Below are 24,108 nucleotides of genomic sequence, written 5' to 3' on the forward strand. Positions count from 1 at the left end.
TCACTGCCGCCAGGACGCACAGGGTGAGCACCGGTAGCGGTGTCACGCTCGTGGCCGGCGCGGCCCATAACGCCCCGAGCGCCACCGCCACCGCCGCCGAGGTCCAGCCCAGCACTGCCACTGTTGCGACCCGCCGGTCGATCGGGTGGAAGCAAGCGGGCGGACGCAGCAGGTCAGGTGGACGGCCGGGCGGCTCCGGGCGTACGCTCGCCGCACTTTCGATCAAGGAGTGAGCGATGGCGCAGTCACGGGAGCACACCTTCTCCGGCACCAGGGGTCGCATCACGGTCCGCAGCTGGCCGAATGACCGGCCGCGCTATGCAGCCGTGCTGGTCCACGGGTACGGCGAGCACATCGGCCGCTACGAGTACGTGGCCGACCGGCTCGTCCGCCACGGCGCCGCCGTCTACGGGCCCGACCACATGGGCCACGGCAGATCCGAGGGCGATCGCGTGCTCATCGAGGACTTCGAAGACGTGGTCACCGACGTGCACACCGTCGAGGAGCGCGGCAGGGCCGAGCACCCGGACGTGCCCGTCGTGGTGATCGGCCACTCGATGGGCGGCCTGATCGCGGCCCGCTACGCCCAGCGCTACGGAGCCGGGCTGGCCGCGCTCGTCCTGTCGGGGCCGGTGATCGGCAGCTGGGCGATCGTGCCGGAGCTGCTGGCCTACGAGGAGCCGCCGGACACCCCGATCGACCCGGCGACCCTCTCCCGCGACCTCACGGTCGGCACCGCGTACGCCGCCGACCCGCTGGTGTGGCACGGCCCCTTCAAGCGCGCCACCCTGGAGGCGTTCGCGACGACGCTGGCCACGATCACCAAGGGCGGCACGCTCGGACCGCTGCCGACGTTGTGGGTGCACGGGGAGGCGGACGAGCTCGTCCCGATCAGCGGCAGCCGCCCCGGCGTCGAGGCCGTGCGCGGCACCGATCTGACGGAGCACGTCTACCCGGAGGCCCGGCACGAGGTGTTCAACGAGTCCAACAAGGACGCGGTGCTGGACGACGTCACGGCCTTCATCGACCGCGCCCTGCCCCAGACCTGACCCTCCCGACCCGGCCCCGGCGTGGCTCTCCTGGCGTCGGACGGTGGGTCCGGGCCTTCTGCTCCGGGCCTGGGCGTGGCTCTTCGGCGACGGGCGTGGTCTTTCGGCCTGGAACCGCCCTCGGCCGGGGCGGGCGCGGGGTCAGTCCACGGCCAGCCAGACGTGCCCCGAGCCCCGCGTACGGGTCAGCTCGACCTTCCAGCATCCCGGCTCGGGGAACACGAACCCGGTGCCCCACTCCTGACCGGGCCGCCGCCAGGTGGATCCGCCGTGTTCCTCGGGCCCCCAGACGAGCGTGGCGGCGGCGCCGCCGGGCAGCGTGGCCTTGACGCGCAGCGGCCCCTCACCGGTCATCCGCCACACGATCTTGATCTCGTCGCCATGGTGGAGCGGGGTCTTCTTCACGAAGAGCAGCCCCCACAGCTCCGCGTCCTGAGCCGTCCCCTGGACCTCGGGGAACCCCCCGCCCGCCGGCGGCGCCACGGCGTCCGCACACCCGCCGCTCCGGCCGGTGTCCGGGGTGGCGCCGGCGGCGCCGCTCGGAGCCGGGGTCGTCACGCTGGTCGGGGTCGCGCTCGCCGCCCCGCTCGGTACGCCGCCCGCGGTCGGGCTCGCCACGCCGCTCGGGGCGGGACCAGAAGCGGGCGCCGCGGTCGAACATCCGGCCAGGACGGCCGCCGCCAGCACGGCCGCCCCGCATGTCAGCCACCTCATGATCGAACCTCCTCACGTTGTCTACTTCCGATCGGCCAGGAAGGTTGCGATGAATTTCCCGCCGTGGCCGGGTCTTCCTGTCCGAGGAGGCGATGATGGGCGAGCAGAATCGGGCACTGGCCGCCGGTGTGGCGCTGCTGGAGCGGGCGATCGAGTATGCCGTGGGGAGCCTGCGGGTCGTCACGCCGGACGTGCTCTGCCGCGGCACGCCCTGCTCCGGCTGGAGCCTGCAGCGGCTGCTCGACCACGTCGGCGACTCGCTGCGGAGCCTGAACGAGGCGGCGGCGTCCCGTGCCGTCGAGCTCTGCGGGGCCGCCGCTCCCCGCCCGGCGGCCGCCAATCCGGCCCTGCATCTCAGGGACGACGCGACGGCGGTGCTCGGTCTCTGGACGGCCCTGCTCGCCGACGAGCCCGTCTCCATCGGCGGATGGCACGTGTCGAGCCCGATGGTGGCCGCGGTCGGCGCGATCGAGATCGCCGTGCACGGCTGGGACGTGGCCAGGTCGTGCGGGGAGCACCGCCCGATCCCGCCCGCGATGGCCGAGGAACTGCTGGAGCTGGCCCGGGTGTTCGTCACGCCCGCGGACCGCCCGGGCAGGTTCGCCGCGCGCGTGGTCGTTCCGCGCCAGGCGCCCGCGCAGGATCACCTGCTCGCCTTCCTGGGCCGCGACCCGGACTGGCGCGCACACCTGGGGACGTGATCCCGGCCACGGACGTGCAGGCGCGGCGCGGTTTCGTCCATCAACAGGAGATCTTGGGTGTTCCGCATGGATCGACTCTTGGAGGGGGAAGCGTCGCGGGCGCCACCCGAGGTAATCGAGCGCGCCCATCCCACCAAAACCACACAAAACGCCGTACGATCGTGCTGTACAGAGCAGTCACCCGGACATGACTCTCCGCGAACCCCCAACGATCCATCCGATACGGTGGGAAGATCGTAAGTGGCCACCGGTCACCACCGGACCATCACACGGGGCATTCCGTGTCACAAGGGGGCGGATATCCGTCCGGCCCGGTCGGCGGGGCGACCCGGCGGATCGCCGCGGCCTGGGCCGAGCAACGTGGTGGCGACGACCGTTCTTCGTGCGGCCGTCGCCACCACCCGACCCGGCTGGTCGCCGCCCTCCGATCCCGATGGCCGGGTGTCAGGGGTTGTCGTGCAACGTGGCCAGCACCTGCTCGCCGTATTTGGCCAGTTTGTTCTCGCCCACGCCGTTGACCTGGCTCAGCTCCGCCAGCGAGGACGGCGATCGGGTGGCGATCTCGCGCAGTGTCGCGTCGTGGAAGATGACGTAGGCGGGCACCCCCTGCTCCTTGGCGGTGGCGGCGCGCCAGGCGCGCAGGCGTTCGAAGACCGGCGCCGCCTCCTCGGGCAGCTCGGCCGCGACCTGGGCCTTCGCCGACGCGGTCCTGGCGCGGGCCGGGCGCAGCGTGTCACGGCGCAGCGGCACCTCGCGCCGGCCCCTGAGCACCTCCGCGCTGCCGTCGGTGAGCACCAGCGCGCCGTGGTTGGGCTCCACCGCCAGCAGCCCCTGGGCCAGCAGCTGCCGCACGACCCCGTGCCACTCCGCGTTGCCCAGGTCGGCCCCGACCCCGAACACCGTCAGCGTCTCGTGGCCGTGCTGGAGCACCTTGGCGGTCTTCTTGCCGAGCAGGATGTCGACCGTCTGCCCCACGCCGAACTTCTGGCGCCGCTCCTTGTCGAGCCGCCACACGGTGGAGAGCACCTTCTGGGCCGCGGTCGTGCCGTCCCACGACTCGGGAGGCGTCTGGCAGGTGTCGCAGTTGCCGCAGGGCTCCGAGCTCTTCTGGCCGAAGTAGTCGAGCAACATCATCCGCCGGCAGCCCACGGTCTCGCAGAGCGCGAGCATGGCGTCGAGGTGGTGCACCTGGCGGCGGCGGTGTGCTTCGTCGCCCTCCATGGCCATCCGCCGGTGTTGCACCACATCCTGCAGGCCGTAGGCCATCCACGCGGTGGCGGGCAGGCCGTCGCGCCCGGCTCGCCCGGTCTCCTGGTAGTAGCCCTCCACCGACTTGGGCAGGTCGAGGTGGGCGACGAAGCGCACGTCGGGTTTGTCGATGCCCATCCCGAACGCGATCGTGGCCACCACGACCAGCCCGTCCTCGCGCAGGAAGCGGGCCTGGTGGGCGGCGCGCGTGCGGGCGTCGAGGCCCGCGTGGTAGGGCACCGCGGCGATCCCGTTGGCGGCCAGGAACTCGGCGATCTTCTCCGCGGACGAGCGGGACAGGCAGTAGACGATGCCCGAATCGCCCGGGTGCTCGGTGCGCAGGAAGTCGAGCAACTGCCGCTTGGGCTCGCTCTTGGGGAGGATGCGGTAGTGGATGTTGGGCCGGTCGAAGCCGGCGACGAAGTGGCGGGCCTCGTCGAGACCGAGCCTGGCGGAGATCTCGGTGCGGGTGGCCGGGGTGGCGGTGGCGGTCAGGGCGATGCGCGGCACGTCGGGCCAGGACTCGCGCAGCTTGGACAGCTCGAGGTAGTCGGGGCGGAAGTCGTGGCCCCACTGCGCCACGCAGTGGGCCTCGTCGATGGCGAACATCGAGATGTCACCCTTGGCCAGCAGCCGCAGCGTGGCATCGACGCGCAGCCGCTCGGGGGCGAGATAGAGCAGGTCGAGCTCGCCCGCCAGGAACTCCGACTCCACCAGCCGGCGCTCGTCGAAATCCTGCGTGGAGTTGAGGAACCCCGCCCGCACGCCGAGCGCCCGCAGCGCGTCGACCTGATCCTGCATCAGCGCGATGAGGGGCGAGACGACCACCCCCACACCGCGTCGCACCAGGGCGGGGATCTGATAGCACAGTGACTTGCCGCCGCCGGTGGGCATGAGGACGAGCGCGTCGCCGCCGGTCACGACATGGTCGATGATCTCTTGCTGACCCGCCCTGAACGAGTCGTAGCCGAACACGCGGTGGAGGACCTCGAGGGGTGTATCCATGCGGCTACCTTACGTGTTCGGGGGACGGCTTTTCGTGAGTTCGCCGACGGCGATCGGAAGATCGGGCGGGTGCCCCGCCGGTCGACTCGCTCCACGGTAAGTCACCTGATCCCGTGGGACGGTCGTCGCGGCTCCTCCCCGTAGCGGGGGACGCTGATCGCTCCCGCAGGGGAGTGTCCCAGGTCGCGACCCGGTGAGGATGGCTGTCATGAGCACTGACACGCCCCCGAGCCGGCTCACCGTCTGGGCCGGCCGCACCATGATCCTCATCGCGGCGCTGCACACCGCCGTGTTCGCCGGCCTCGCCCCCTGGTCGAGCTGGTTCGCCGGTGACCTGCGCAACCGGACGGGGAACACCGAATCGCTGACGACGTTCTGGGCCCTTCCGGGCGGGTTCGTCGTGGTCCTCGTGTTGCTGGGGCTGCTGGTGTCGCGGATGGGGAGACAGGGGCAGCAGGTCCCGGCTTACGTGGGCTGGACGATGCTCGGGTGGGTGGCGCTGGCCGTCTTCCTGATCGGGCCGAGCGGGTTCCTCGGCGGGCTCATTCCCGCCGGGCTGCTGATCGCGGCGGGTCTCACCGCCAGGCAGCCGGCGTCCGCGAGCAGGCTCCCGTCGTAGGGCCGACCGCCACGGTCGACGCCGTTCGCCGTGATGACTTCGCGACCGGTCGGCGCGCTGCGCGGGCGGGCCCGGCGAAGGCGACCTCCCGGTGGGGCGAATAGCCGGAACGCGTAATAGAGCACGCCGTATCCGGCGGTCCGGATGATCGCGCGTGCCCGATCATTCGTACGGCAGGCGACGCGTCTGTTGCCTCATGTGGCGGCAACTCGTGATAAAAGTCACGACGCCGGAAATTGCATTGTCCTATATGCGTGAACGGCTAATAGCGTTGTGTCATGGATCATTCTTATGTGGTAACCGGTGGCGGGCGCGGTATCGGCAAGGCCGTGGTCGAACGGCTGCTCGGCGAGCGGAACACCGTGGTCGCCGTCGAGCACGACCCCGACGCCCTGGCCTGGGCGGGCCCTCGGGTGATCCCGGTGATCGGTGACGCGGCGGACGAGGAGGTCGCCGCCTGGGCCGCGGACCTGGCCCAGGAGTCGGGCACGCTGCGCGGCTGGGTGAACAACGCCGCCGTGTTCCGGGACGCCTCGGTGCACTCCGCCCCGATCGCCGAGGTCAGAGCGTTGATCGCGGCCAACCTGGACCTGGCCGTGGTCGGCTGCGCCACCGCCGTACGCCATTTCCTCGGTGCCGGCACGCCGGGCGCCATCGTCAACGTCACCTCGCACCAGGCCGCCAGGGCGGTGCCCGGCGGCCTCCCGTACGCGACCGCGAAGGCCGCCACCGAGGGGCTGACCAGGTCGCTCGCGGTGGAGTACGGCAGGCACGGCATCAGGGTCAACGCCGTGGCACCCGGCACGGTGGCCACGGAGCGGCACGAGGCGTTCATGGCCGCCCAGGCCCCGGAGAGCGCGGCGGCCATCGAGGAGCAGCTGGCCACGCTCCATCCCCTGGGCCGCGTGGCGACCCCCGCCGAAGTGGCCTCCGTCGTGGCCCACCTCCTGTCGGACGACGCCTCCTTCGTCAACGGGGCCACGATCCCGGTGGACGGCGGACGCACCGTCCTCGGGCTCGACCCGGAGGCGCGGTGAGCCCGGCCAGGAGGTACGGGAATGAGGACGCCCCGCCCCCGGGCGGGCGGCATGTCCGCCCCCACGGCGGGTAAGAGGTGGTCACCGGTGTGAGGTGATCGCGATGAGTCTCTCCCCAAGGGAGCGCCGCATCCTCGCCGAGATCGAGGGTGCCCTTGAGCAGGAGGACCCCGAGCTCGCCAGGCGCGTCGCTGAGATCAACAAGGACGCGCGCGGCGTGCGCAGGAGGGCGCCCCGCGCCTGGATGATCTATCTCGCCGCCGCCCTGGTGATCGTGTCACTGCTGGTCGCCGTGCTGGCGACCTGATCGGTGGCGCAGCACCACCAGGTCGATGGCGGCGACGACGGCCACCGCGGCGGCGATGGCCGCCTCCCAGCGCCATACCTCCTCGCCCGTGCTCATGGCGCGTACGAGGAAGAACACCCCCGCCACCACGGCGATCACGAGTGCCACCCACGACAGGATCCGGCGCGCGCGCAGGGGGCTGCGCGCGGTCACCGGCTCCGTTCCCGAGCGGTCGCGCAACCACATGACCCGATCTCCTCTCCGCAGCTGGAAGGGCTCAGGCCAGGCACCTCAGCGCCGCGACGACGCGCTGGTCGACGCCGCTCGAGGCGGGCAGCCGGCCCACCGTGGCCTCGACGAACTGCTCGGGCGACAGCGTCGCGGCGACTCCGTCGACGGACGCCCGGATCTGCCCGGCCGCCTGCTCGACCTGCACCTCGGCCTCCTGCTCCGCCAGCACGAACCGCCCCACGGCGACCCGCCACGCGGTCCTGCCCTCGGCCTCGCCGGCGGGCACGGGGGCGCCGACGTCGTCGGCGTGGGTGGCGTACTCGGAGTCGTAGTGAAAGGCCTGCAGGCCGTTGGGATAGGGGCCGGCCATCGTGTCGAGCAGGGCGTCGGGGCCGAGCTCCCGCATGCGCCTGCGCGTCTCGCCGTTCTTGACCCGCCACTCCTCCAGGACCTCTCCGACGGGCGACTCCCGGCGCCTTCGCACGGACCACTCGTTGAAGTCGTTGTAGCCGCTCACGCCTTCCGCGGACAGGCGGGTCAGCAGGTCCTGGACGGTCCCGTCGAGGCAGGCGTGGTTGTACAGCTCCTCGCCCGCCAGGTGGCCCAGCACGTCGCGGACGGACCAGCCGTCGCAGCGCGAGGGGCTCGACCAGCCGGCCTCGTCGAGCCCCGAGAAGAACCGGTCGAGCCGGGCCGCCTCGGCGTCGAGGATGTCGAACGGGTCGTGATCCTTGAGCAGGTCGTCAGCCATACCCCGGACGCTACCCGTCAGGTGCCGGCTTTCACCGCCATGGAGCCGAGGGCCGTCCTGACACGGGCGTATTCGTCGGCGCAGGAGGGCGCCCGCTCGGCGGGGACCCAGCCGCCCCTGGCGATCTCGGCGTGCTTGCCGGGGTCGGAGCCGTACAACAGGCAGGCGAACGTGGCCGACTGGGTCAGGCCTGACAGGTGGTCGACGCCGGTGTGCCCGGCCAGCAGGTGGCGGGCCTCGGCGGCGGACACCACGCGCTTGGGCGCGTCGGCCGCGAGCGTGAGCGCGGCGAACTGGTCGGCCTGGCCTTCGCTGTCCGGCATGCCGTTCAGCGTGGTCAGGGCGTGGCCCAGCTGGTGGTGGAAGAGCATGCTCAGCGCGCCGTCCATGCGGGCGGCCGCGTCTTTCGCGTCGGCCTCCTCGGTCTCCGCGATGCCCTTCATCGTCGTGCGCACCTTGTCGACCAGCTGGTAGCAGATCGTCATGCGGCGCTCGGCGTGATCCCAGATGGCCCTGGGCGAGCCGCAGTCCTTGGCCACGACCTTGACGGGCCGGGGAACCCGGATCTTGGTCTTCAGCGCGCCGCTGTCCTTCAGGAGCTTCCTGGCCTGCTCGGCGCGCGGCGAGCCGGCGGGGTCGTAGCGTACGGACACTTCGGATGGAGGGGCCGTCCCGAGCGTGCTCGTCATGCTCAGGACGAGGGCGATCACGGGATGCGGCATCCGGCGGCTCCTTCGAGGTCGATCAACGCAATGGGGTACTCCATGCAACATTCGCGTGATCGATAAACCTCGGATCGTGCACGAATCCGGAAAGCCTGAGGCCCGGTCCCCCCGACAGGGGACCGGGCCTCAGGTGGATGAACTAGCGGCGCCAGCTGTAGACCCGCACGTAGTCCGTGCGGCTCGTGGTCGGCTCGAGCTCGCGGTCACCGCGGTAGACGGCCTTGAAGCTGCCGCTGCGGTAGGCGCGCGTCTTGCCGTAGAACTTGCCGTCCCGCCCGGTCCTGGCGGAGTCGACCCACTTCCAGGCGCTGGAGCCACTGGCGCGGTGGTAGATGCTGACCCGCTCGCCGCGGACGCCCTCCCACCGGTGGTCGTCGGCCTGGAGCTTGCCGGAGAAGTAGATCGACCGGCCCTTGCGCACCTTGTACGGGGACGCGTTGAACCGGGTGATCCTGGTGTCGGCCCGGCCCTTGCGGATGTCCACGTAGAAGTACGCGGAGTCGGTGGCGATCCGCCTGCCGTCCTCGTTGTAGGCGACGGCCGTGGCCTTCCACTTGCCCTCGGGGTCGTTCTTGTTGAAGGCGATGGCGTAGCGCCAGCCCTCGAGGTCGTCGACGCCCTTGGTGCGCATGGTGCGGAACTTGGAGCTGGCCGGCTCCACGCGGAGGACGACCTTGTCGACGCGGCGGCTGGCGCCGACGTCGAAGAAGGCCTTGGTCTCCTTGTCGCCCTTGACCACGACGGGGTTGGGCGAGATGTCGCGGATCTTCAGGTACGTGTCGTGGGTAGTGGTGGCCGAAGCCACCCCCGCGCCGGTGACGAGCATGGTGCCGCCGGCAACGGCGGAAATGAGTCCTGCTGTGATCTTCTTCATGAGGGTGCTGATTCCTCTCCCCGTATTGACTTCAGAACCGGCCCGGGGCGCCGGCTCCTCTACTGCTTAGAGGCACCCGTTCGGGAAAAGGTTGGCCCAAGTTTCGAGAAAATTTTTGATCACGCTTTAACCTGCGCTTATGCGAGAAAAAAGACTGTTTGGGTGACTTGAGCCACTACAGTTTGAGGTCATGACCGACGTCTACACCCTGGGCGAGCCGCTGGGCGTCGTCTCCAGCGGCCGCGTACGCCACGAGAGCGAGGCCAGGCTGGACGTCTGCGGGCCCGAGTTCACCCTGGCGATCGCCCTGGCCCGGCTCGGGCACCGGTCCGCGTACCTCGGCAAGGTGGGCGACGACGAGCTGGGCGCCAGGGCGCTCACCGTGCTCAGGGGCGAGGGCGTGGACGTGCTGGACATGCGCGTGTCCGAGGGGTTGCGCACAGGGCTGCTCCTCAGGGAGACGCGCGTCGGCCGCGAGCCGAGGGCGGCCCAGTACCGCGCCGGCTCGGCGGGCTCGCGGCTGGCGCCGGGCAACGTGCCCATCGACCGGATCGCCGCGGCCAAGATGTTGCACGTCACCGGCCTGACGGCCGGCCTCGGCAGGGACACGCGCGAGGCCGTGCGGGTCGCCGTGAACGCCGCCAGGAACGCCGACGTGATGATCTCCTTCTCCGTCGAGTACGTCCCCGACCTGTGGGCGTCCGTACGCGAGGCCGAGGAGGTGCTCGGCGAGCTGGCCTGCCGCTCCCACCTGCTCTTCCTCCGCCAGGACGAGCTCGATCTGGTCAAGCCCGCGCTCACGCCCGAGCGCGAGGTCGTGGTGGACCGCGGGGCGAAGGGCGCGAGCGTACGGGCCGACCGCATGCGGTACGACGTGCCCGGCTGGCAGGTGCCCGTCGTGGACACGTCAGGGGCGGGGGAGGCCTTCACCGCGGGTTACATCAGCGCCGCGCTCGACGGCCTCATCCCCCAGGAACGCCTGCACCGCGGGGCGCTGCTGAGCGCCGCCGCGGTGACCAGCGCGAGCGACTGGCAGGGCCTGCCCACCAGATCCGACCTCACCTGACGGTGGAAGGCGCTATCAGGGATCGATGTCCAGAGTGAAGGTCGAGGTCGTGTTCTTGACGTCCTGGGCGTTGCCGGAGAAGCGCAGGCCGTTGAACGTGGCCGATCCGACCGCCGGGCCCTGACCGGGCTCGGGCAGCTCGTTAACCCAGATGCCGAACCCGGACTTGGCGTCGAAGGCGTCACCGCTCTTCTTCGCCCCGCTGATGGACACGTTCGTGAAGACCGTGTCCTCGATCGGGTTGAGCGGCGCCGGACCCTGGTAGCCGGTCTGGAACATGATCCCGCTGTACGTCGGGTCCACGATGTCCAGGTTGCTGACGCGGATGCCCTGGAACTTCTTGGACGCGGAGAACAGCCACATCGCCGGGAACGTCTGCTGTCCCCAGAAGTGCCCGCCTGCCCTGACCAGCGAGATGTTCTCGAAGACCGTGGGCGGGTCGGCCCCGAACCCGTGCATCGGGATGCCGAAGTCCAGCGAGCTGATCGTGACGCCGGAGTACACCAGCGTGTCGGCCACGTGGATGTTCCTGAACGTGTTGCCGTAGCCGCCGTAGACGGCCACGCCCGCGGCCCGCCAGGTGAGCAGCGAGGTCAGGTTCTCGTAGACGTTGCCGTGCTGCTCGCCAGCGTTGTTGTCGGTCGCGGAGAACAGCGCGAAGCTGTCGTCGCCCGTGGACCGCGTCTCGACGTCGGTGACGTGGTTGCCGGTGCTGCCGTTGGTCATGTTCAGGCCGTCGGCGAACACGTTGCGGATGCGCGAGTTCCTGATCGTCATGTCGTCGGTGTTGGAGCCCCAGTACATGCAGATCTGGTGCTCGACCCAGATGTTGTCGATCGTCATGTTCGCCACGTTCGTGAAGTCGAACACCTTGCCGGGGCCGTCGATGCGCGAGGTGTAGTTGCCGAAGTAGGCGAAGTTCGCGAACGTCGTGCCGTTGGCCGTGGCGTCGGCCCGGAAGCCGATGTCGGTGTTGGACTGCCCCGAGGGCGCGTGGAACCTGGTGAACCACGGGCCGGCGCCGACGATCTCGATCGCCTTGCCGTACACCTGGAACTTGCCGGAGGTCTGGTAGTCGCCCGCGGGCAGGTAGACGCCGGTCAGGCCGGCGTCCATGCGGGCCTTGTCCAGCGCGTTCTGCACGTCCTGGTGGGAGAAGCCGGCCGGCACGGCGTAGGCGTCCGGGTCGGGGTTGGCGACCGGGGCCACCCGCTCGAGGTCCACGAAGTCGATCGCGTACGTGGAGCCGTTGGCCGCGTCCTTCTGCAGCCTGATCTTGCTGCCCGCCGGCACGGTGGCGTCGAGCATCAGGTTCGCCTCGTCGTAGATGTGCCGGGGCGGGCCCGAGCCGGGATCGTTGCCGGGACTCGCCTCGGGGCCGTAGAGCCAGGCGTAGCGGGAGGTCAGGTCGATGGCCTTGTGGAACGTCCCGTCGACGTAGACGTTGAGCGTCGAGTCGATGCCGCCGCCGCCCGGGGCGTCGGGGATGGAGAAGCGGGTGACGAGGGTGTTGGCCGGCGCCTTGGTGGTGAACTCGACGTAGGCGCCGGTCCTGTCCAGCGTCACCGCGCGCCGCCCCGACGCCTCGCCGGCGGTCGTGCCGATCTCCCTGCTCGGGCCGACGCGGGTGGCGCCGCCGCCGAGCACGGCGTCCTCGGCCTCGTAGGTGTCGTACGGCATGTTCGCGCCGCGGCCCACGAACAGCGGCAGCGTGCTGGTGTTGTTGTCGCGCCGGACCGGCAGTTCTTCGGGGTCGGCGGCGAGCACGGTCTTGACGGTGTACCTCCCGTCGGCCGCGGTCCAGGTGCCGAGGTTGACCGGGGCGGTGGTGGCGCCGGGGGCGATCACGCCGGTCACGGAGCCGGTCAGCGTCCTGACGACGTCGCCCGAGCCGTCGGCGACGGTGAGCGTGACGCCGTGGGAGCCGCCGCCGGAGGCGACCGTGCCCTGGTTCCTGATCGCCACGGTGAACGTCACGGTGGCGCCCGCGGGCGGGTTGCCCGGCGTCCAGGAGACGGGGGAGGCGACCAGGTCGGCCGTGTCGGCGGGTTTCACGGTCAACGTGCCGGTCGTGGCGTTGTTGGTTTCGTCCTGCTCGGTGACCTCGCCGTCCTCGTCCACCCTGGCGGACAGCTCGTGGGTGCCGGCCGTACGCGCCCCGATGTCCGCGGACACGGTGGCCGACGCCCCCGCGGCCAGCGCGGCCACGTCGGCGCTGCCGGCCTTGTCGTCGCCCACGTAGAAGTTGACCGTGGTCGCGGCGGAGCGTTCGGTGCCGGCGTTCCCGACCGTGGCCGAGAGCGTGACGTCGTCGGTCTCGACCGGCGACGCGGGCGAGGAGGTGAGGCCCGACACGGTCAGGTCGGGGTTGGGCGCGGGCGCGCCGAAGATCTGGAACTCGGCGATCTGGCCGCCGGGCGCGCCGGAGTTGGCGGTGATCCTGAGCCGGACGTCGGCGGCCCTGCCGGTCACGGGGATGGTGACCTCGTTCCCGGTGGCCGGGTCGAAGGTGTAGGTGGTCTGGGAGACGAGGCTGATGAAGCCGGTGGCGCCCTGCGCGCGGCCGAGGACCTGGATGGCCTGCGTACGCCTGGCCCACGCCTGGGCGGGGTCGAGCTTGAGCGTGACGGAGCTCAGGTCGGTGTCGGCGCCGAGCTTCACGGTGAGCGTGCCGGGGTAGGCGGCGCCCTCCCAGTACGTGCTCAGGTCGTCGTCGTTGGCGTTGGCGGCGACGTAGGTGTGGGTGTGGGAGGAGCCCTCGACGGGCTTTCCGAGGGCCAGGTTGGCGCCGTCGCCGGGGTCGCCGGGCCCGTCGGGGCGGCTGCCCCAGATCTCGAACTCGGACAGTTGCCCGGCCGGCCAGCCGGTGTTGGCGGTGAACGCCAGCCGGACGTGGCGGGTTCTGGCCTCGGTGAGGGTGATCGTCGCGGTGGGCTCGAAGGTGTACGTGGCCGAGCCGGCGAGCGTGGTGAAGGCCGTGCCGTCGGCGCTGCCCTGGACGGTCAGCGTCTGGGTGCGGCGGGGCCAGCCGGCGGGCAGCTTGAGCACGAGCCTGCTGATGTCGGCGGCGGCGCCGAGATCGACCTGGATCCACTGCGGGAAGGCGTGGTTGGCCGACTCCCAGTAGGTGGCCTGGTCGCCGTCGGTCGCGTTGGCGGCGCGGTAGACGTCGGCGTGGCTGCTGGCGGTGGCGGTCTTCCCGGCGGCGAGGTCGGTGTCGGCCGCGGCGTGCGCGGGGGCGGCGAGGAGTCCGGTGAGTAACGCGAGGGCGGCGATGAGTGCTCTCATGGGGGTGGCCCTTCGGGTCAGGCGGTTGGCCGAACCATAGGATGACAAGCAGATAGCCGCAATATTCCGACGACATTTCGCAAGGAATTGACCGGGTCTCGCGATGGCTTCCAAGGCCCTCCTCGCTGGTCAGGGCTTGCCCGGGTCATCGAAGGGCGCCGTGCGTCCACTGCAAGCGACCGCGCCGGATTCACGTAAGCCGTTGCAAGCGCTTGCGTTCCAGGCCGTATAGTTTGCGCATGACACGACGACTCGCAGAGGTGGCCAAGAAGGTCGGGGTGAGCGAGGCGACCGTGAGCCGCGTGCTCAACGGCAAGCCGGGGGTGTCCGACGCGACCCGCGAGGCGGTGCTCACCGCCCTCGACGTCCTCGGCTACGAACGCCCCACCCAGCTGCGCGGCGACCGGGCCAGGCTGGTCGGCCTGGTGCTCCCCGAGCTGCAGAACCCGATCTTCCCCGCCTTCGCCGAGGTGGTCGGCGGCGCCCTGGCCCAGCAGGGCTTCACCTCGGTGTTGTGCACGCGCACGGTCGGCGGCGTCTCCGAGGCCGACTACGTCGACCTGCTGCTCCAGCAGCAGGTCAGCGGCGTGGTCTTCGCCGGCGGGCTCTACGCACAGGCCGACGCCGCGCACGGGCACTACGAGCTGCTGCACGAGCGCAAGCTGCCCACCGTGCTGGTGAACGCGGCCGTGGCCCGGCTCGACTTCCCGCAGGTGTCCTGCGACGACGTGGTGGCCGCCGGGATGGCCGTCGCCCACCTGCGCGCGCTCGGCCACGAGCGGATCGGCATGGTGCTCGGGCCGAAGGACCACATGCCGTCGCGGCGCAAGCTGGAGACGTTCCTGTCGGAGGGTGGCGATCCCGAGCTGGTCGAGCACACGATGTTCTCGCTGGAGGGCGGGCACGCCGCCGCGGCCCGGCTGGTCAGGCGCGGCGTCACCGGCGTGGTCTGCGCCAGCGACCTGCTCGCGCTCGGCACCGTCAGGGCGGCCCGCCGCGCCGGGCTCGCCGTGCCGGCGGACGTCTCGGTCATCGGCTTCGACGACTCGGCGCTGATGAACTGCACCGAGCCGCCGCTGACGACGGTCCGCCAGCCGATCGACGCCATGGGCAGGGCCGCGGTGGACCTGCTGGTCGCGCAGATCGACAAGGCGGTCGTGCCCGCGGACGAGCTGCTGTTCGAGCCCGAGCTCGTGGTCAGGGCCTCCACGGCCCGCGCTCCCGGCAAGGCGCCGTTGACGCGAGCTCGCTCGTGACGTAGTCGTTATCTTGCAATAGTCCGTCGAAATATTGCGGACTTCGGTTGGCGATCCTATGGTGTGGGCACCTCGCATCAGAAGGGTCAGACCATGCAGAGATCCACCGGACTCCTGCTCGCAACCGTGCTCGGGCTCGCGGCCACGGCCTGCGGCTCGGGCGAGCCAGCCTCCCCTTCCGCCGGCGGCGCCGAGGCCGTGACGATCACGGTGGCCTGCCAGCCCGCCAAGTCGGCGCCGAAGGAGCGGCAGGCCTGGGATGACGACGTGGCCACGTTCATGAAGAACCACCCCGGGGTCACGGTCAAGAGCACGGACCAGCAGCCGTGCTTCGACCCCAAGACGTTCGGCCCCAAGATGGCCGGCGGCCAGATGGAGACCGTCTTCGTGGTGCCCGTGACCAACTACGCCGACGTCATCGGCAAGGGCCAGGCGCTCGACATCACCCCGTACACCAGCACGATCAAGAACTGGAACGACCTGCGCCCCGACGTCCGCGACCTGGTCACCAAGGACGGCAAGGTGTACGGCGTCCCGAACGTCCACTACGGCGTCGGACTCGTCTACAACCGCGCCCTGTTCGCCAAGGCGGGGCTCGACCCGAACAGCCCGCCCACGACGTGGGCCGAGGTCCGCGAGGCGGCCAAGAAGATCGCCGCCCTCGGCCAGGGCTACGTCGGCTACGGCGAATACTCCGGCGGCAACACCGGAGGCTGGCACTTCACCCAGGCGATCTACGGCCGCGGCGGCAGCATCCTGACCCCCGACAACACGAAGGCCGCCTTCAACTCCCCCGAGGGCAAGGCCGTGCTGCAGACCCTGCACGACATGCGCTGGGTGGACGACAGCATGGGCAACAAGCTCCTGGTCGGCTGGGAGTCGCTGATGATGGCGATGGGCAGCGGCAAGGTGGGCATGATGCTCGGGGCGCCCGACGTGGTCACCGACGTGGTCAACAAGTTCAAGGGCAACGTCGCCGACTACGGCATCACCGGCTTCCCCGAGGCCAAGGCGTCGCTCAGCGGCGGCGAAGCGTTCATGATCAACCCGAAGGCCACCCCTGAGGAGGCCAAGGCGGGCCTGGCCTGGCTCGACTTCCGCTTCAACACCGTCGGCAAGGGCCGCTTCGACTTCGCCCGGGGCAAGGCCCTCGGCAACCCGGTCGGCGTGCCCGACAACGACGTCTACGGCGACTCGCCCACCGGCAAGGCGATCCAGGCCGACCGCGTGAAGAACGCCTCGCTGCCGGTCGAGAACTACGACCCGTACGTGCGGGCCGCCGCCACGATCCCGCCGAAGGCCGAGCCGGTGCACGCGCAGGAACTGTACGCCATCCTCGACGTGCCCATGTCGGGCGTGCTGAGCCGCGAGGACGCCGGCATCGACCAGCTCCTCGCCGACGCCGAGACCAAGGCGAACTCCCTGCTGGCGGCCAAGGGCTGACCCTGTGGGAATCGTGAGGCGCAATCTGACGGCCTACGGGTTCCTGTGCGCGGCGCTGGCCTGCTTCGCGGTGTTCGCCTGGTATCCGATGGTCAGGGAGTTCGTGCTGAGCTTCCAGAAGACGGACCTGATCAACCCGCCCGAATGGGTGGGCCTGGACAACTTCACCGCGGCCGTCCAGGACCCCGCCTTCGGCGAGGCCTGGCTGAACACCATGGAGTTCACCCTCCTCGCGCTGTTGTGCGGCTACGCCGTGCCGTTCGTCGTCGCGCTCGTGCTGAACGAACTGCGCCACGCCCGGGCCTACCTGCGGTTCGTCGTCTACCTGCCGGTCATGTTGCCGCCCATCGTCGCGGTGCTGCTGTTCCGGTGGTTCTACGATCCGGGGCCCGGGCTGTTCAACCAGATCCTCGGCGCCGCCGGCCTGCCGCCGCTGGCCTGGCTCGACAGCTCGTCCACGGCGCTGATCTCGCTGGTCCTCGTCTCGACGTGGATGAACATGGGCAGCGCGACGCTGATCTACCTCGCCGCCCTGCAGAACATCCCGCCCGAGCTGTACGAGGCCGCCGAGCTCGACGGGGCCGGCATCCTCAAGCGCATCAGGCACGTCACCATCCCGCAGACCCGGCTGATCCTCCTCCTCATGCTGATGTTGCAGATCGTGGCCACCATGCAGGTCTTCATCGAGCCGTACATGCTCACCGGCGGCGGGCCGGAGAACGCCACGGTCTCGGTGGCGTACCTGATGTACCAGTTCGCCTTCTCGCAGATGAACTACGGCCAGGCGGGGGCGCTCGGCATGATGCTCATGCTGGCCCTCCTCGTCTTCGCGGCCTTCCAGCTCCGGACGACCAGGGAGGACCAGGCATGACCTCCGCAACGGACGTCCGGCCCGCCGCACGACGCCGGGCCAGGAAGGCGCGCGCGCCGAGACCCATCCACGTGCAGTTCCGCACGATCGTCTCGCCGCACCAGCTCAACAGCAGGTGGGGGCGGCGGATCTACTGGCTGGTGCTGGCCGCGGTCATCGTGCTGTTCACGCTGGCCTTCGTCTTCCCGCTCTACTGGATGGTCACCGGCGCCATGAAGACGCCGGAGGAGATCGCCGAGATGCCTCCGTCGCTCTTCCCCGCCCGCCCGACGACCGACGCGTTCGCCGAGGCGTGGGACCTGTTCGACATCGGCACGCTGCTGGCCAACACCGTCTACTACGCGCTGGGCGCCTGGTTGTTCTCCATGGCGGTGGACGTCACGGCCGCGTACGCGCTGTCGAAGCTGCGGCCGGTCCTCGGCAACGTGATCCTCGGCGCCATGCTGGCCACGCTGATGATCCCGCCGATGGTGATCCTCATCCCGCTCTACGTCACGATCGTGGACCTGGGGCTGCTCAACAACCCGTGGGGCCTGTGGTTCCCCGCGGCGGCCAACGGCTTCAACATCTTCCTGCTCAAACGGTTCTTCGACTCCATTCCCCGCGAGCTGATCGAGGCGGCGCAGATCGACGGCGCCGGCCCCTTGCGAGTGTTGTGGTCGGTCGTGCTGCCGGTCTCCAGGCCGATCCTCGGCGTGGTCTCCATCTTCACGATCGTCGCCGCGTTCAAGGACTTCGTCCTGCCGCTGCTGGTCATGACCGACAGCGACAAGATGACCATCAGCGTGGGCCTGTCACAGACGGCGGGAGCGGTGACGCAGAACCAGGTCATGGGAGGCCTGGTCATCGCCGGCATCCCCATGATCATCGTTTTCTTCATCTTCCAACGGCACATCATGGCGGGACTCACCGCCGGAAGCATCAAGGGATGAGCGCATGTCGCAAACGTGGTGGCGGGGAGCCGCGATCTACCAGGTCTACCTGCGTAGCTTCGCCGACGGCAACGGCGACGGCGTGGGTGACCTCGCCGGCCTGCGCGCCCGCCTGCCGTACCTGAAGGACCTGGGGATCGACGCCATCTGGCTGAACCCGTGGTATCCGTCGCCGATGGCCGACGGCGGCTACGACGTGGCCGACTACCGGGACATCGAGCCGGACTTCGGCACGCTCGCCGAGGCGGAGCGGTTCATCGCCGAGGCGCACGAGCTGGACATCAAGGTCATCATCGACGTGGTGCCGAACCACAGCTCGACGCAGAGCGCCTGGTTCCAGGAGGCGCTGGCGAACCCGGCGGCCAGGGACCGGTTCTGGTTCAGCGACGAGCCCGTGAACGACTGGCAGTCCATCTTCGGCGGCTCCGCCTGGACCCAGGTGCCCGACGGGCAGTGGTACCTGCACCTGTTCGCCCCCGAGCAGCCCGACTTCAACTGGGCCAACCCGGAGGTGCACCGGGAGTTCGAGGACGTGCTGCGGTTCTGGTTCGAGCGCGGCGTCGACGGTTTCCGCATCGACTCGGCGGCCCTGCTGTACAAGTCGGACACCGGCTACGAGGACCTCGACGAGGTCCACGACGTCTACCGCCGGTGGCGCGAGGTGGCCGACGAGTACGGCGAGCGCGTCCTGATCGGCGAGGTCTGGCTGCCCGACCAGGAGCGGTTCGCCCGCTACCTGCGCCCCGACGAGCTGCACACGGCTTTCAACTTCGGCTTCCTGTCATGCCCGTGGGACCCGGCCGAGCTGCGCCGGGTCATCGATCTGACGCTGACCACCCACACCCCGATCGGCGCCCCGCCCACGTGGGTGTTGTCCAACCACGACGTGACCAGGCCCGTCACCCGCTACGGCCGCGCCGACACCGCGTTCGAGCACGGCGGGCGCCTGCACGGAACCCCGTCGGACCCGGAGCTGGGCTACCGGCGGGCGCGGGCGGCGGCCCTGCTGTCGATGGCGCTGCCCGGGTCGGTCTACGTCTACCAGGGCGATGAGCTGGGCCTGCCGGAGGTGGAGAACCTTCCTGACGAGCTCCGCCAGGACCCGATGTTCGCCAGGTCGGGCGGCGCCAACCCGGGCCGTGACGGCTGCCGGGTGCCGCTGCCCTGGTCGGGCGACGAGCCGCCGTACGGCTTCGGGACCGGCACGCCCTGGTTGCCGCAGCCGGAGAGCTGGCGCAAGCTCACCGCGCAGGCCCAGCGCACGGATCCGGGGTCGATGCTCACCCTCTACAGGGCGGCCCTGGCCATCCGGCGCGACCGGCTGGGCGACGGCACCATGACGTGGCTTCCGCTGGGGGAGAACGTGCTGGCCTTCACCCGCGAGTCGGGCCTGACCAGCGTCACCAACCTGGGCCCTGGCCCGGTGCCGAGGCCCGCCGGCGAGGTCGTCCTGGCCAGCGGGCCGCTGGAGGACGGCGCGCTGCCCTCGGACACCACGGTCTGGCTGACCGCGAGCTGACCGCTCACGCGCTGTGCGCGGTGTGGACGACCCGGCGGGTCCCGGCCGTCTCGGGTGCGGATCGCCCGCGCCTGAGGAGCCGCAACCCGCCGGCCGCCGCGAGCGCCAGGCACAACCAGGCGAACCAGTCGCCGAAACGGGCGTAGACGGTGGTGCCCGGCCCTTCGGGCACGCCGGCGGCGGCCATGACGAACGGGCTGCTGCTCGTTTCTGTGTCGGTCTCGGCGAGCACGCGTCCCCACGGGTCGGAGATCATCGGCGTGCCCTGCTGGGCCGCCCACGCCACCGAGAGCCCGTTCTCGACGCCGCGCAGCAACGCGTTGCGGCTGTGCTGCCGGCCGTTGCCGAACTCGTCGGCGGCCGGCGTCGCCAGCAGGCGCGCCCCCGCCAGGGCGTAGCCGCGGATCGGCGTGGGGAAGTTGAGGTCCATGCAGTTGGCCAGGCCGACGTCGCGGCCGTGGCCGTGCGCGAAGACCAGCGCGTCACCGCGGCGGAAGGGCGCCCCGGGGGCGAAGTGCCACTTCGTGTAGGAGACCGGCGCGGACCCGTCGGCCGGGAGGTGCACGGAGTAGTTGTACTTGATCTCCGGGGTCGTGTGCACGATCCCGACCACCACGTCGACGCCTCGCTCGCGGGCGACCGCGCGCAGCGGCTGGAGCGCGCCGGGCAGGCTGTCCTCGTCGGTGCCCAGAGCGCCCTCCGGCAGCACGGCCATCGTGCCCTTCGGCAGCGCCGCGATCCTGGCCGCGTAGTCCTTGATCAGGGCCTGGCCTCCCGGGCCGGCCGCGTCGGGGGCCCACTGGAAGCGGCTCGCCGACATGACCACCACCCGCTGCGCGACGGGTCCGCCCGCGTCGGCCAGGCGCAGCACCCCGAAGCCGAGCACGACGGCGCACGCCGCCACCCCTGCGACACCGGTGCGCAGCCGCGCCCTCGGGACCGCTCCCGGCCAGGCCACCGCCGCGATGGCGGCCGGCACCATGAGCACGAAGAACGTCACCCCCCACGTGCCCGTCACCGAGGCGATCTGGATCACGACGGGCACGTCGGCCACCGACGTGGCGAGCGGCCAGACGATGCCGGTCGGGTTGGCGAGAACGGTCACGTACATGAAAGCCACCCATACGGCGGGTGGCGCGCTCGCGGCGAGCAGCGGCAGCCCGCGCAGGAGGAGCGTCCGGAACAGCCAGGCCACCAGCCCGAACAGCAGGGAGGAGCCGATGACGATGGCGATCCCGATGGGCAGCGGCACCGACGGCGTCTTCAGGAAGAACTCGAACTGGTTGCCCAAGCCCAGCAGGTACGCCAGCAACGCGACGCAGAAGGTCGACCTCGCGCTCACCCGCGGCGCCAGCAGCAACACCGGCAGCGGGGCCAGCCAGGTCAGCGCCGGGATGGGCGCGAAGCCGGTGCCGAAGTAGAACAGCAGCGCCGAGGCCACCAGTGCGGCCGGCGCCCTGAGTCGTGATGCCATGAAGCTTGCCCCGTCCGTTGGCGTGTATACACCGTAAACATCGACGTATACGGTGTCAACATGCCGCGGGCGACCCCGCCGCGCAGCGCTACCATCGCCTGATGGCCCGCCTGCGCAGAACGCCCCCGCACGACCTGGCGCCGCACGCCCGCGCCCTCCATGACAAGATCACCGCCGGCCCGCGCGGCACGTTCATGGTGGACCCGGAGGGCGGGCTGACCGGCCCGTTCAACGCGATGTTGCTCAGCCCGCCGGTCGGCGACGCGCTGCAGGAGCTGGGGGCGGCCGTCCGCTACCGTTCGGCGCTCACCGACCGGGCGCGGGAGCTGGCGATCCTGGTCGTCGCCGGCCACCACGACAGCGCGTTCGAGCGGGCCGCCCACGAGCCGATCGCCCGCGGCCTCGGCTTCACCGACGACCAGCTCCAGGCGTTGCGCGACGGCTCGCCCCTGTCACTGCCCGAGGACGAGCAGGCGGTCCTCGACGTCGCCCGCGCCCTGGTGACCAGAGGCGACCTCGACGACGACGAATACGCGAAGCTGGAGGAGAGCGTGGTGTTCGAGCTGACCACCCTGGTCGGCTACTACACGACGCTGGCGCTCCAGCTCCGCGTCTTCCGTGTCTAACTGGGCGGCGGGCCGCCGCAGGCTCCACGGATGCTCTTGAACCAGGCCTCGTACCGGTCGTGCAGGTCGCGGCCGGAGAGCCGCAGCCAGGCGTCGTCGGCGTTCTCCAGATACGTGAAGTTCGCGCTTCCGGTGTAGACGCGGGGCGTGATGTCGTCGTCGTAGAAGCCGTCCAGCAGCATGAGCTTGGTGTGCGGCACCACGCTGCGCGAGCCGACGGTGAACCGGCAGGGCGTGACCTGCATCTTCTTCCCGTTGGACGCCGTGGTGCCAAGGATCTTCCGGATCTCGCTGTCGACGTTCTCCATGGCGTTGCCGGCGTTCTCGTAGAAGACGATGTCGATCCAGCAGTTCTTGCCCCTGAGCCGCAGCAGCTCGTCGGCGATGGCCTTGCGGTTCTTGTTGAAGGCCGTGAGCGCCATGCGGATGTCGGTCTGCCGGGTGACGCCGTCGGGGGTCTGGTACGAGCACTCGACGAGCCGCAGGATGTTGACGACGGGGTCGCCGGACGACACCCGGCGCGGGAAGAACATCGCCCGGATGGGAGTGCCGGTCGGGGTGGTCCAGAAATAGCCGGGATCGACCGACGTGCGCCGGCCCGCGCGCAGGTCGTTGAAGTAGGTCAGGTAGCCGTCATAGACCGTGGCGTCGGTGAAGGTGTAGGCGTCGTTGTAGGAGTTGTACAGGTACCAGTCGGACAGGTTCGACGACGTCTGGAAGCCGACCTTGGGATGCACGGTGCCGCCGACCAGCACGTTGGAGAAGAGCGCGAACTTGTTGTGCTGGTAGTTGCGCGCGATGCAACCGCGGTTCTCGGCGGACGGGTCGGGATATTCGCAGCCCACCACCCACGAGCCTGCGCTCTCCGAGGTGCCGAGCGCGGCGGTGAGCTGGGCCTCGACGGCGTCGTTGGAGGCGTCCTCGCGGCTGTCGAGGATGACCTTCACCCGCACGCCGCGCTCGTGGGCGGCGACCAGCGCGTTCGCCACCTCGCTCGACCGCTGGCCGGTGGAGAACTGGTGCATCACGAACCGGATGTCGCCACCGGGCTGCACCGCCTGGATCAGCCTGATCAGCTGGTCCATGACGGCGGACTGGGCGGCGCTCGGCGTGCCGGGCACGTCCGAGTCGGCGGTGGGATCGTTGAAGACGGGCGCGTCGAGGACGGGCGGGCCGGTGACCGCCGTCGTCCGCGCGGGGTCGGCGGCGGCCGGTTGGCCGGTGGCCAGGAGCGAGGCGGCCAGGCATAACGCCACACTGACGCGGCGGCTGACGGATCTCGTGGTCATGGGGTCCCCTTCGGGGAGTGGGGCATGATCGTCGAGACCGACTGTCGTGTCAGCGGTCGGAGCTGTCAAGGCCGCGGTCAGGCCGACTCGCGGATCACCAGCTCGGTGGGCAGGATCACCGGCTCGCTCGCACCACCCTCGAAGAGGTTGAGCAGCAGCCTGACCATGGCCGCCGCCTGCTCGGCGACCGGATGGCGGAGCGTGGTCAGCGGCGGCTCGGTGTATTTCGCCGCCTCTATGTCGTCGAAGCCCACCACGGCGACGTCGTCGGGCACCCGCCGGCCGGCCTGGCGCAACGACTGCAGCGCGCCGACCGCCATCAGGTCGTTGGCCACGAACACGGCGTCGAGCTCGGGATCGTCGCGCAGGAGCTGGCGCATCGCCACCGCCCCCGACTCCCGCGTGAAGTCGCCGACGGCGACGATCGAGCGGTGGTCGGAGTCGCGCAGCACGTTGCGGTAGCCGGTCAGGCGGTCCTGGCCGCCGATCATGTCCTGCGGGCCGGCGATCGTGGCGATCCTGCGCCGCCCCGTCTCCACCAGGTGCCGAACCCCCGCCTCCGCGCCGCCGATGTTGTCGTTGTCGACGTAGGGGATCTCCACGGGGACGGCCGGCCGGCCGTAGGAGACCACGGGGACGCGCAACCGAGACAGGGCCGACGGCAGCGGGTCGGCGCCGTGCATGGAGATCAGCATGACGCCGTCGACGTGGCCGCCGGAGATGTAGCGCTCCACGCGGGCGTGGCTCTTGGCGGAGGAGGCCATCATGAGCACGACCTGCTTGTTGACCGCCTCCAGCTCCATGGAGGCCGACCTGATCGCCGTGGAGAACATCGGGTCTTCGGAGAAGACGCGGGTGCCGGGCTCGCTGACGACCAGGGCGATCGAGTCGGTGCGCTGGGTGACGAGGCTGCGCGCGGCGGAGTTGGGGACATAACCCAGCTCGTCGATCGCGCGCAGCACGGCGTCACGGATGTGCGGCGCCACCGTCGTCTGCCCGTTGACGACCCGGGAAGCGGTGGCGCGCGACACGCCCGCCCGGGCGGCGACCGCTTCCAGCGTCGGACGTCTCATGGCTGGACCGGCAGGAGGGAGAGCATGGAAA

22 protein-coding genes are annotated in these 24,108 nt (G+C 70.6%); 12 read left to right on the top strand and 10 right to left on the bottom strand.

Annotated features, from left to right (window positions below; translation table 11 throughout):
• Nucleotides 1-236 precede the first annotated feature (236 nt).
• Nucleotides 237-1,049 (top strand): alpha/beta hydrolase, encoded by an 813-nt coding sequence (locus tag ACZ6SA_RS32125; RefSeq protein ID WP_465832413.1) that lies wholly within the window; start codon nucleotides 237-239, stop codon nucleotides 1,047-1,049.
• A gap of 141 nt (nucleotides 1,050-1,190) precedes the next feature.
• Here the strand turns inward: ACZ6SA_RS32125 and ACZ6SA_RS32130 are convergent, their stop codons facing one another.
• Nucleotides 1,191-1,763 carry a hypothetical protein gene (locus ACZ6SA_RS32130; RefSeq protein WP_465832415.1) on the bottom strand — a complete coding sequence of 191 codons (573 nt, stop codon included), beginning with the start codon at nucleotides 1,761-1,763 and terminating at the stop codon, nucleotides 1,191-1,193.
• A 95-nt stretch (nucleotides 1,764-1,858) separates the two neighbouring features.
• Between ACZ6SA_RS32130 and ACZ6SA_RS32135 the strand changes: the two genes are divergently transcribed.
• Complete coding sequence (locus ACZ6SA_RS32135) at nucleotides 1,859-2,464, top strand: TIGR03086 family metal-binding protein (RefSeq protein ID WP_465832417.1); 606 nt, start codon at nucleotides 1,859-1,861, stop codon at nucleotides 2,462-2,464.
• 444 nt (nucleotides 2,465-2,908) lie between these two features.
• Here the strand turns inward: ACZ6SA_RS32135 and recQ are convergent, their stop codons facing one another.
• The gene (gene recQ, locus ACZ6SA_RS32140) at nucleotides 2,909-4,717 is read right to left on the bottom strand and encodes a DNA helicase RecQ (protein WP_465832419.1); all 1,809 of its coding nucleotides are present in this window, start codon (nucleotides 4,715-4,717) and stop codon (nucleotides 2,909-2,911) included.
• Nucleotides 4,718-4,925: 208 nt separating this feature from the next.
• On the opposite strand from recQ, the gene ACZ6SA_RS32145 reads away from it, so the two are divergent.
• The 3 genes from ACZ6SA_RS32145 (at nucleotide 4,926) to ACZ6SA_RS32155 (ending at nucleotide 6,680) form a co-directional block, all read left to right on the top strand.
• Nucleotides 4,926-5,336, top strand: a complete 411-nt coding sequence (locus ACZ6SA_RS32145; RefSeq protein WP_347643710.1) for a DUF6463 family protein — start codon at nucleotides 4,926-4,928, stop codon at nucleotides 5,334-5,336.
• A gap of 278 nt (nucleotides 5,337-5,614) precedes the next feature.
• On the top strand, nucleotides 5,615-6,373 hold the full coding sequence (locus ACZ6SA_RS32150) for an SDR family NAD(P)-dependent oxidoreductase (RefSeq protein ID WP_347643711.1): 759 nt from the start codon (nucleotides 5,615-5,617) through the stop codon (nucleotides 6,371-6,373).
• 103 nt (nucleotides 6,374-6,476) lie between these two features.
• Nucleotides 6,477-6,680 carry a DUF3040 domain-containing protein gene (locus ACZ6SA_RS32155; RefSeq protein ID WP_347643712.1) on the top strand — a complete coding sequence of 68 codons (204 nt, stop codon included), beginning with the start codon at nucleotides 6,477-6,479 and terminating at the stop codon, nucleotides 6,678-6,680.
• On the opposite strand, the gene ACZ6SA_RS32160 is transcribed toward ACZ6SA_RS32155, so the two are convergent.
• The 4 genes from ACZ6SA_RS32160 to ACZ6SA_RS32175 form a co-directional block, all read right to left on the bottom strand.
• A complete protein-coding gene (locus tag ACZ6SA_RS32160) occupies nucleotides 6,651-6,905 on the bottom strand; it encodes a DUF6343 family protein (protein WP_465832422.1) in 255 nt (84 codons plus the stop codon). The two genes, ACZ6SA_RS32155 and ACZ6SA_RS32160, sit on opposite strands and share 30 nt — an antisense overlap.
• A gap of 31 nt (nucleotides 6,906-6,936) precedes the next feature.
• A complete protein-coding gene (locus ACZ6SA_RS32165) occupies nucleotides 6,937-7,641 on the bottom strand; it encodes a maleylpyruvate isomerase N-terminal domain-containing protein (RefSeq protein WP_465832424.1) in 705 nt (234 codons plus the stop codon).
• Nucleotides 7,642-7,658: 17 nt separating this feature from the next.
• Nucleotides 7,659-8,363 (bottom strand): DUF4344 domain-containing metallopeptidase, encoded by a 705-nt coding sequence (locus ACZ6SA_RS32170; RefSeq protein ID WP_465832426.1) that lies wholly within the window; start codon nucleotides 8,361-8,363, stop codon nucleotides 7,659-7,661.
• Between the two features lie 142 nt (nucleotides 8,364-8,505).
• Nucleotides 8,506-9,240 carry a hypothetical protein gene (locus ACZ6SA_RS32175; protein WP_465832428.1) on the bottom strand — a complete coding sequence of 245 codons (735 nt, stop codon included), beginning with the start codon at nucleotides 9,238-9,240 and terminating at the stop codon, nucleotides 8,506-8,508.
• 190 nt (nucleotides 9,241-9,430) lie between these two features.
• Between ACZ6SA_RS32175 and ACZ6SA_RS32180 the strand changes: the two genes are divergently transcribed.
• Complete coding sequence (locus tag ACZ6SA_RS32180) at nucleotides 9,431-10,306, top strand: sugar kinase (protein WP_347643717.1); 876 nt, start codon at nucleotides 9,431-9,433, stop codon at nucleotides 10,304-10,306.
• Between the two features lie 15 nt (nucleotides 10,307-10,321).
• Here the strand turns inward: ACZ6SA_RS32180 and ACZ6SA_RS32185 are convergent, their stop codons facing one another.
• A complete protein-coding gene (locus ACZ6SA_RS32185) occupies nucleotides 10,322-13,594 on the bottom strand; it encodes a discoidin domain-containing protein (protein ID WP_465832431.1) in 3,273 nt (1,090 codons plus the stop codon).
• Between the two features lie 239 nt (nucleotides 13,595-13,833).
• Here ACZ6SA_RS32185 and ACZ6SA_RS32190 point away from each other — a divergent pair, with 239 nt between their 5' ends.
• From ACZ6SA_RS32190 to ACZ6SA_RS32210, 5 genes are all read left to right on the top strand, one after another.
• Nucleotides 13,834-14,850 carry a LacI family DNA-binding transcriptional regulator gene (locus tag ACZ6SA_RS32190; RefSeq protein ID WP_347643719.1) on the top strand — a complete coding sequence of 339 codons (1,017 nt, stop codon included), beginning with the start codon at nucleotides 13,834-13,836 and terminating at the stop codon, nucleotides 14,848-14,850.
• Between the two features lie 93 nt (nucleotides 14,851-14,943).
• Entirely contained in the window at nucleotides 14,944-16,293 is a 1,350-nt protein-coding gene (locus tag ACZ6SA_RS32195; RefSeq protein WP_465832433.1) for an ABC transporter substrate-binding protein, read from the top strand.
• Between the two features lie 13 nt (nucleotides 16,294-16,306).
• Nucleotides 16,307-17,164, top strand: a complete 858-nt coding sequence (locus ACZ6SA_RS32200) for a carbohydrate ABC transporter permease (protein WP_347643721.1) — start codon at nucleotides 16,307-16,309, stop codon at nucleotides 17,162-17,164.
• Nucleotides 17,161-18,096 (top strand): carbohydrate ABC transporter permease, encoded by a 936-nt coding sequence (locus ACZ6SA_RS32205; protein ID WP_347643722.1) that lies wholly within the window; start codon nucleotides 17,161-17,163, stop codon nucleotides 18,094-18,096. The genes ACZ6SA_RS32200 and ACZ6SA_RS32205 overlap by 4 nt, the downstream gene beginning before the upstream one ends.
• A gap of 4 nt (nucleotides 18,097-18,100) precedes the next feature.
• On the top strand, nucleotides 18,101-19,615 hold the full coding sequence (locus tag ACZ6SA_RS32210; RefSeq protein WP_465832436.1) for a glycoside hydrolase family 13 protein: 1,515 nt from the start codon (nucleotides 18,101-18,103) through the stop codon (nucleotides 19,613-19,615).
• Nucleotides 19,616-19,619: 4 nt separating this feature from the next.
• Here the strand turns inward: ACZ6SA_RS32210 and ACZ6SA_RS32215 are convergent, their stop codons facing one another.
• Nucleotides 19,620-21,089, bottom strand: coding sequence for a nitrilase-related carbon-nitrogen hydrolase (locus ACZ6SA_RS32215; protein WP_465832439.1), 1,470 nt, complete (start codon nucleotides 21,087-21,089; stop codon nucleotides 19,620-19,622).
• Between the two features lie 101 nt (nucleotides 21,090-21,190).
• Here ACZ6SA_RS32215 and ACZ6SA_RS32220 point away from each other — a divergent pair, with 101 nt between their 5' ends.
• Nucleotides 21,191-21,715, top strand: a complete 525-nt coding sequence (locus ACZ6SA_RS32220) for a carboxymuconolactone decarboxylase family protein (protein ID WP_347643725.1) — start codon at nucleotides 21,191-21,193, stop codon at nucleotides 21,713-21,715.
• On the opposite strand, the gene ACZ6SA_RS32225 is transcribed toward ACZ6SA_RS32220, so the two are convergent.
• Both ACZ6SA_RS32225 and ACZ6SA_RS32230 read right to left on the bottom strand, forming a co-directional pair.
• Nucleotides 21,712-23,004: a phospholipase D-like domain-containing protein gene (locus ACZ6SA_RS32225; RefSeq protein ID WP_465832441.1), complete on the bottom strand. Its 1,293-nt coding sequence runs from the start codon at nucleotides 23,002-23,004 to the stop codon at nucleotides 21,712-21,714. The two genes, ACZ6SA_RS32220 and ACZ6SA_RS32225, sit on opposite strands and share 4 nt — an antisense overlap.
• Before the next feature lie 77 nt (nucleotides 23,005-23,081).
• The gene (locus ACZ6SA_RS32230) at nucleotides 23,082-24,077 is read right to left on the bottom strand and encodes a LacI family DNA-binding transcriptional regulator (RefSeq protein ID WP_347621705.1); all 996 of its coding nucleotides are present in this window, start codon (nucleotides 24,075-24,077) and stop codon (nucleotides 23,082-23,084) included.
• Nucleotides 24,078-24,108 lie beyond the last annotated feature (31 nt).

The sequence above is a fragment of the Nonomuraea sp. NPDC049378 genome, assembly GCF_055586745.1.

What these genes read in the sequence shown, in the direction of transcription:
- ACZ6SA_RS32125 (WP_465832413.1), top strand. Translation starts at nt 237, where the DNA reads ATGGCGCAGTCACGGGAGCACACCTTCTCCGGCACCAGGGGTCGCATC.
- ACZ6SA_RS32180 (WP_347643717.1), top strand. Translation starts at nt 9,431, where the DNA reads ATGACCGACGTCTACACCCTGGGCGAGCCGCTGGGCGTCGTCTCCAGC.
- ACZ6SA_RS32130 (WP_465832415.1), bottom strand. Translation starts at nt 1,763, where the DNA reads ATGAGGTGGCTGACATGCGGGGCGGCCGTGCTGGCGGCGGCCGTCCTG.
- ACZ6SA_RS32160 (WP_465832422.1), bottom strand. Translation starts at nt 6,905, where the DNA reads ATGTGGTTGCGCGACCGCTCGGGAACGGAGCCGGTGACCGCGCGCAGC.
- ACZ6SA_RS32175 (WP_465832428.1), bottom strand. Translation starts at nt 9,240, where the DNA reads ATGAAGAAGATCACAGCAGGACTCATTTCCGCCGTTGCCGGCGGCACC.
- ACZ6SA_RS32150 (WP_347643711.1), top strand. Translation starts at nt 5,615, where the DNA reads ATGGATCATTCTTATGTGGTAACCGGTGGCGGGCGCGGTATCGGCAAG.
- ACZ6SA_RS32215 (WP_465832439.1), bottom strand. Translation starts at nt 21,089, where the DNA reads ATGGCATCACGACTCAGGGCGCCGGCCGCACTGGTGGCCTCGGCGCTG.
- ACZ6SA_RS32165 (WP_465832424.1), bottom strand. Translation starts at nt 7,641, where the DNA reads ATGGCTGACGACCTGCTCAAGGATCACGACCCGTTCGACATCCTCGAC.
- ACZ6SA_RS32220 (WP_347643725.1), top strand. Translation starts at nt 21,191, where the DNA reads ATGGCCCGCCTGCGCAGAACGCCCCCGCACGACCTGGCGCCGCACGCC.
- ACZ6SA_RS32135 (WP_465832417.1), top strand. Translation starts at nt 1,859, where the DNA reads ATGGGCGAGCAGAATCGGGCACTGGCCGCCGGTGTGGCGCTGCTGGAG.
- ACZ6SA_RS32210 (WP_465832436.1), top strand. Translation starts at nt 18,101, where the DNA reads ATGTCGCAAACGTGGTGGCGGGGAGCCGCGATCTACCAGGTCTACCTG.
- ACZ6SA_RS32225 (WP_465832441.1), bottom strand. Translation starts at nt 23,004, where the DNA reads ATGACCACGAGATCCGTCAGCCGCCGCGTCAGTGTGGCGTTATGCCTG.
- ACZ6SA_RS32185 (WP_465832431.1), bottom strand. Translation starts at nt 13,594, where the DNA reads ATGAGAGCACTCATCGCCGCCCTCGCGTTACTCACCGGACTCCTCGCC.
- recQ (WP_465832419.1), bottom strand. Translation starts at nt 4,717, where the DNA reads ATGGATACACCCCTCGAGGTCCTCCACCGCGTGTTCGGCTACGACTCG.
- ACZ6SA_RS32155 (WP_347643712.1), top strand. Translation starts at nt 6,477, where the DNA reads ATGAGTCTCTCCCCAAGGGAGCGCCGCATCCTCGCCGAGATCGAGGGT.
- ACZ6SA_RS32195 (WP_465832433.1), top strand. Translation starts at nt 14,944, where the DNA reads ATGCAGAGATCCACCGGACTCCTGCTCGCAACCGTGCTCGGGCTCGCG.
- ACZ6SA_RS32230 (WP_347621705.1), bottom strand. Translation starts at nt 24,077, where the DNA reads ATGAGACGTCCGACGCTGGAAGCGGTCGCCGCCCGGGCGGGCGTGTCG.
- ACZ6SA_RS32145 (WP_347643710.1), top strand. Translation starts at nt 4,926, where the DNA reads ATGAGCACTGACACGCCCCCGAGCCGGCTCACCGTCTGGGCCGGCCGC.
- ACZ6SA_RS32190 (WP_347643719.1), top strand. Translation starts at nt 13,834, where the DNA reads ATGACACGACGACTCGCAGAGGTGGCCAAGAAGGTCGGGGTGAGCGAG.
- ACZ6SA_RS32170 (WP_465832426.1), bottom strand. Translation starts at nt 8,363, where the DNA reads ATGCCGCATCCCGTGATCGCCCTCGTCCTGAGCATGACGAGCACGCTC.
- ACZ6SA_RS32205 (WP_347643722.1), top strand. Translation starts at nt 17,161, where the DNA reads ATGACCTCCGCAACGGACGTCCGGCCCGCCGCACGACGCCGGGCCAGG.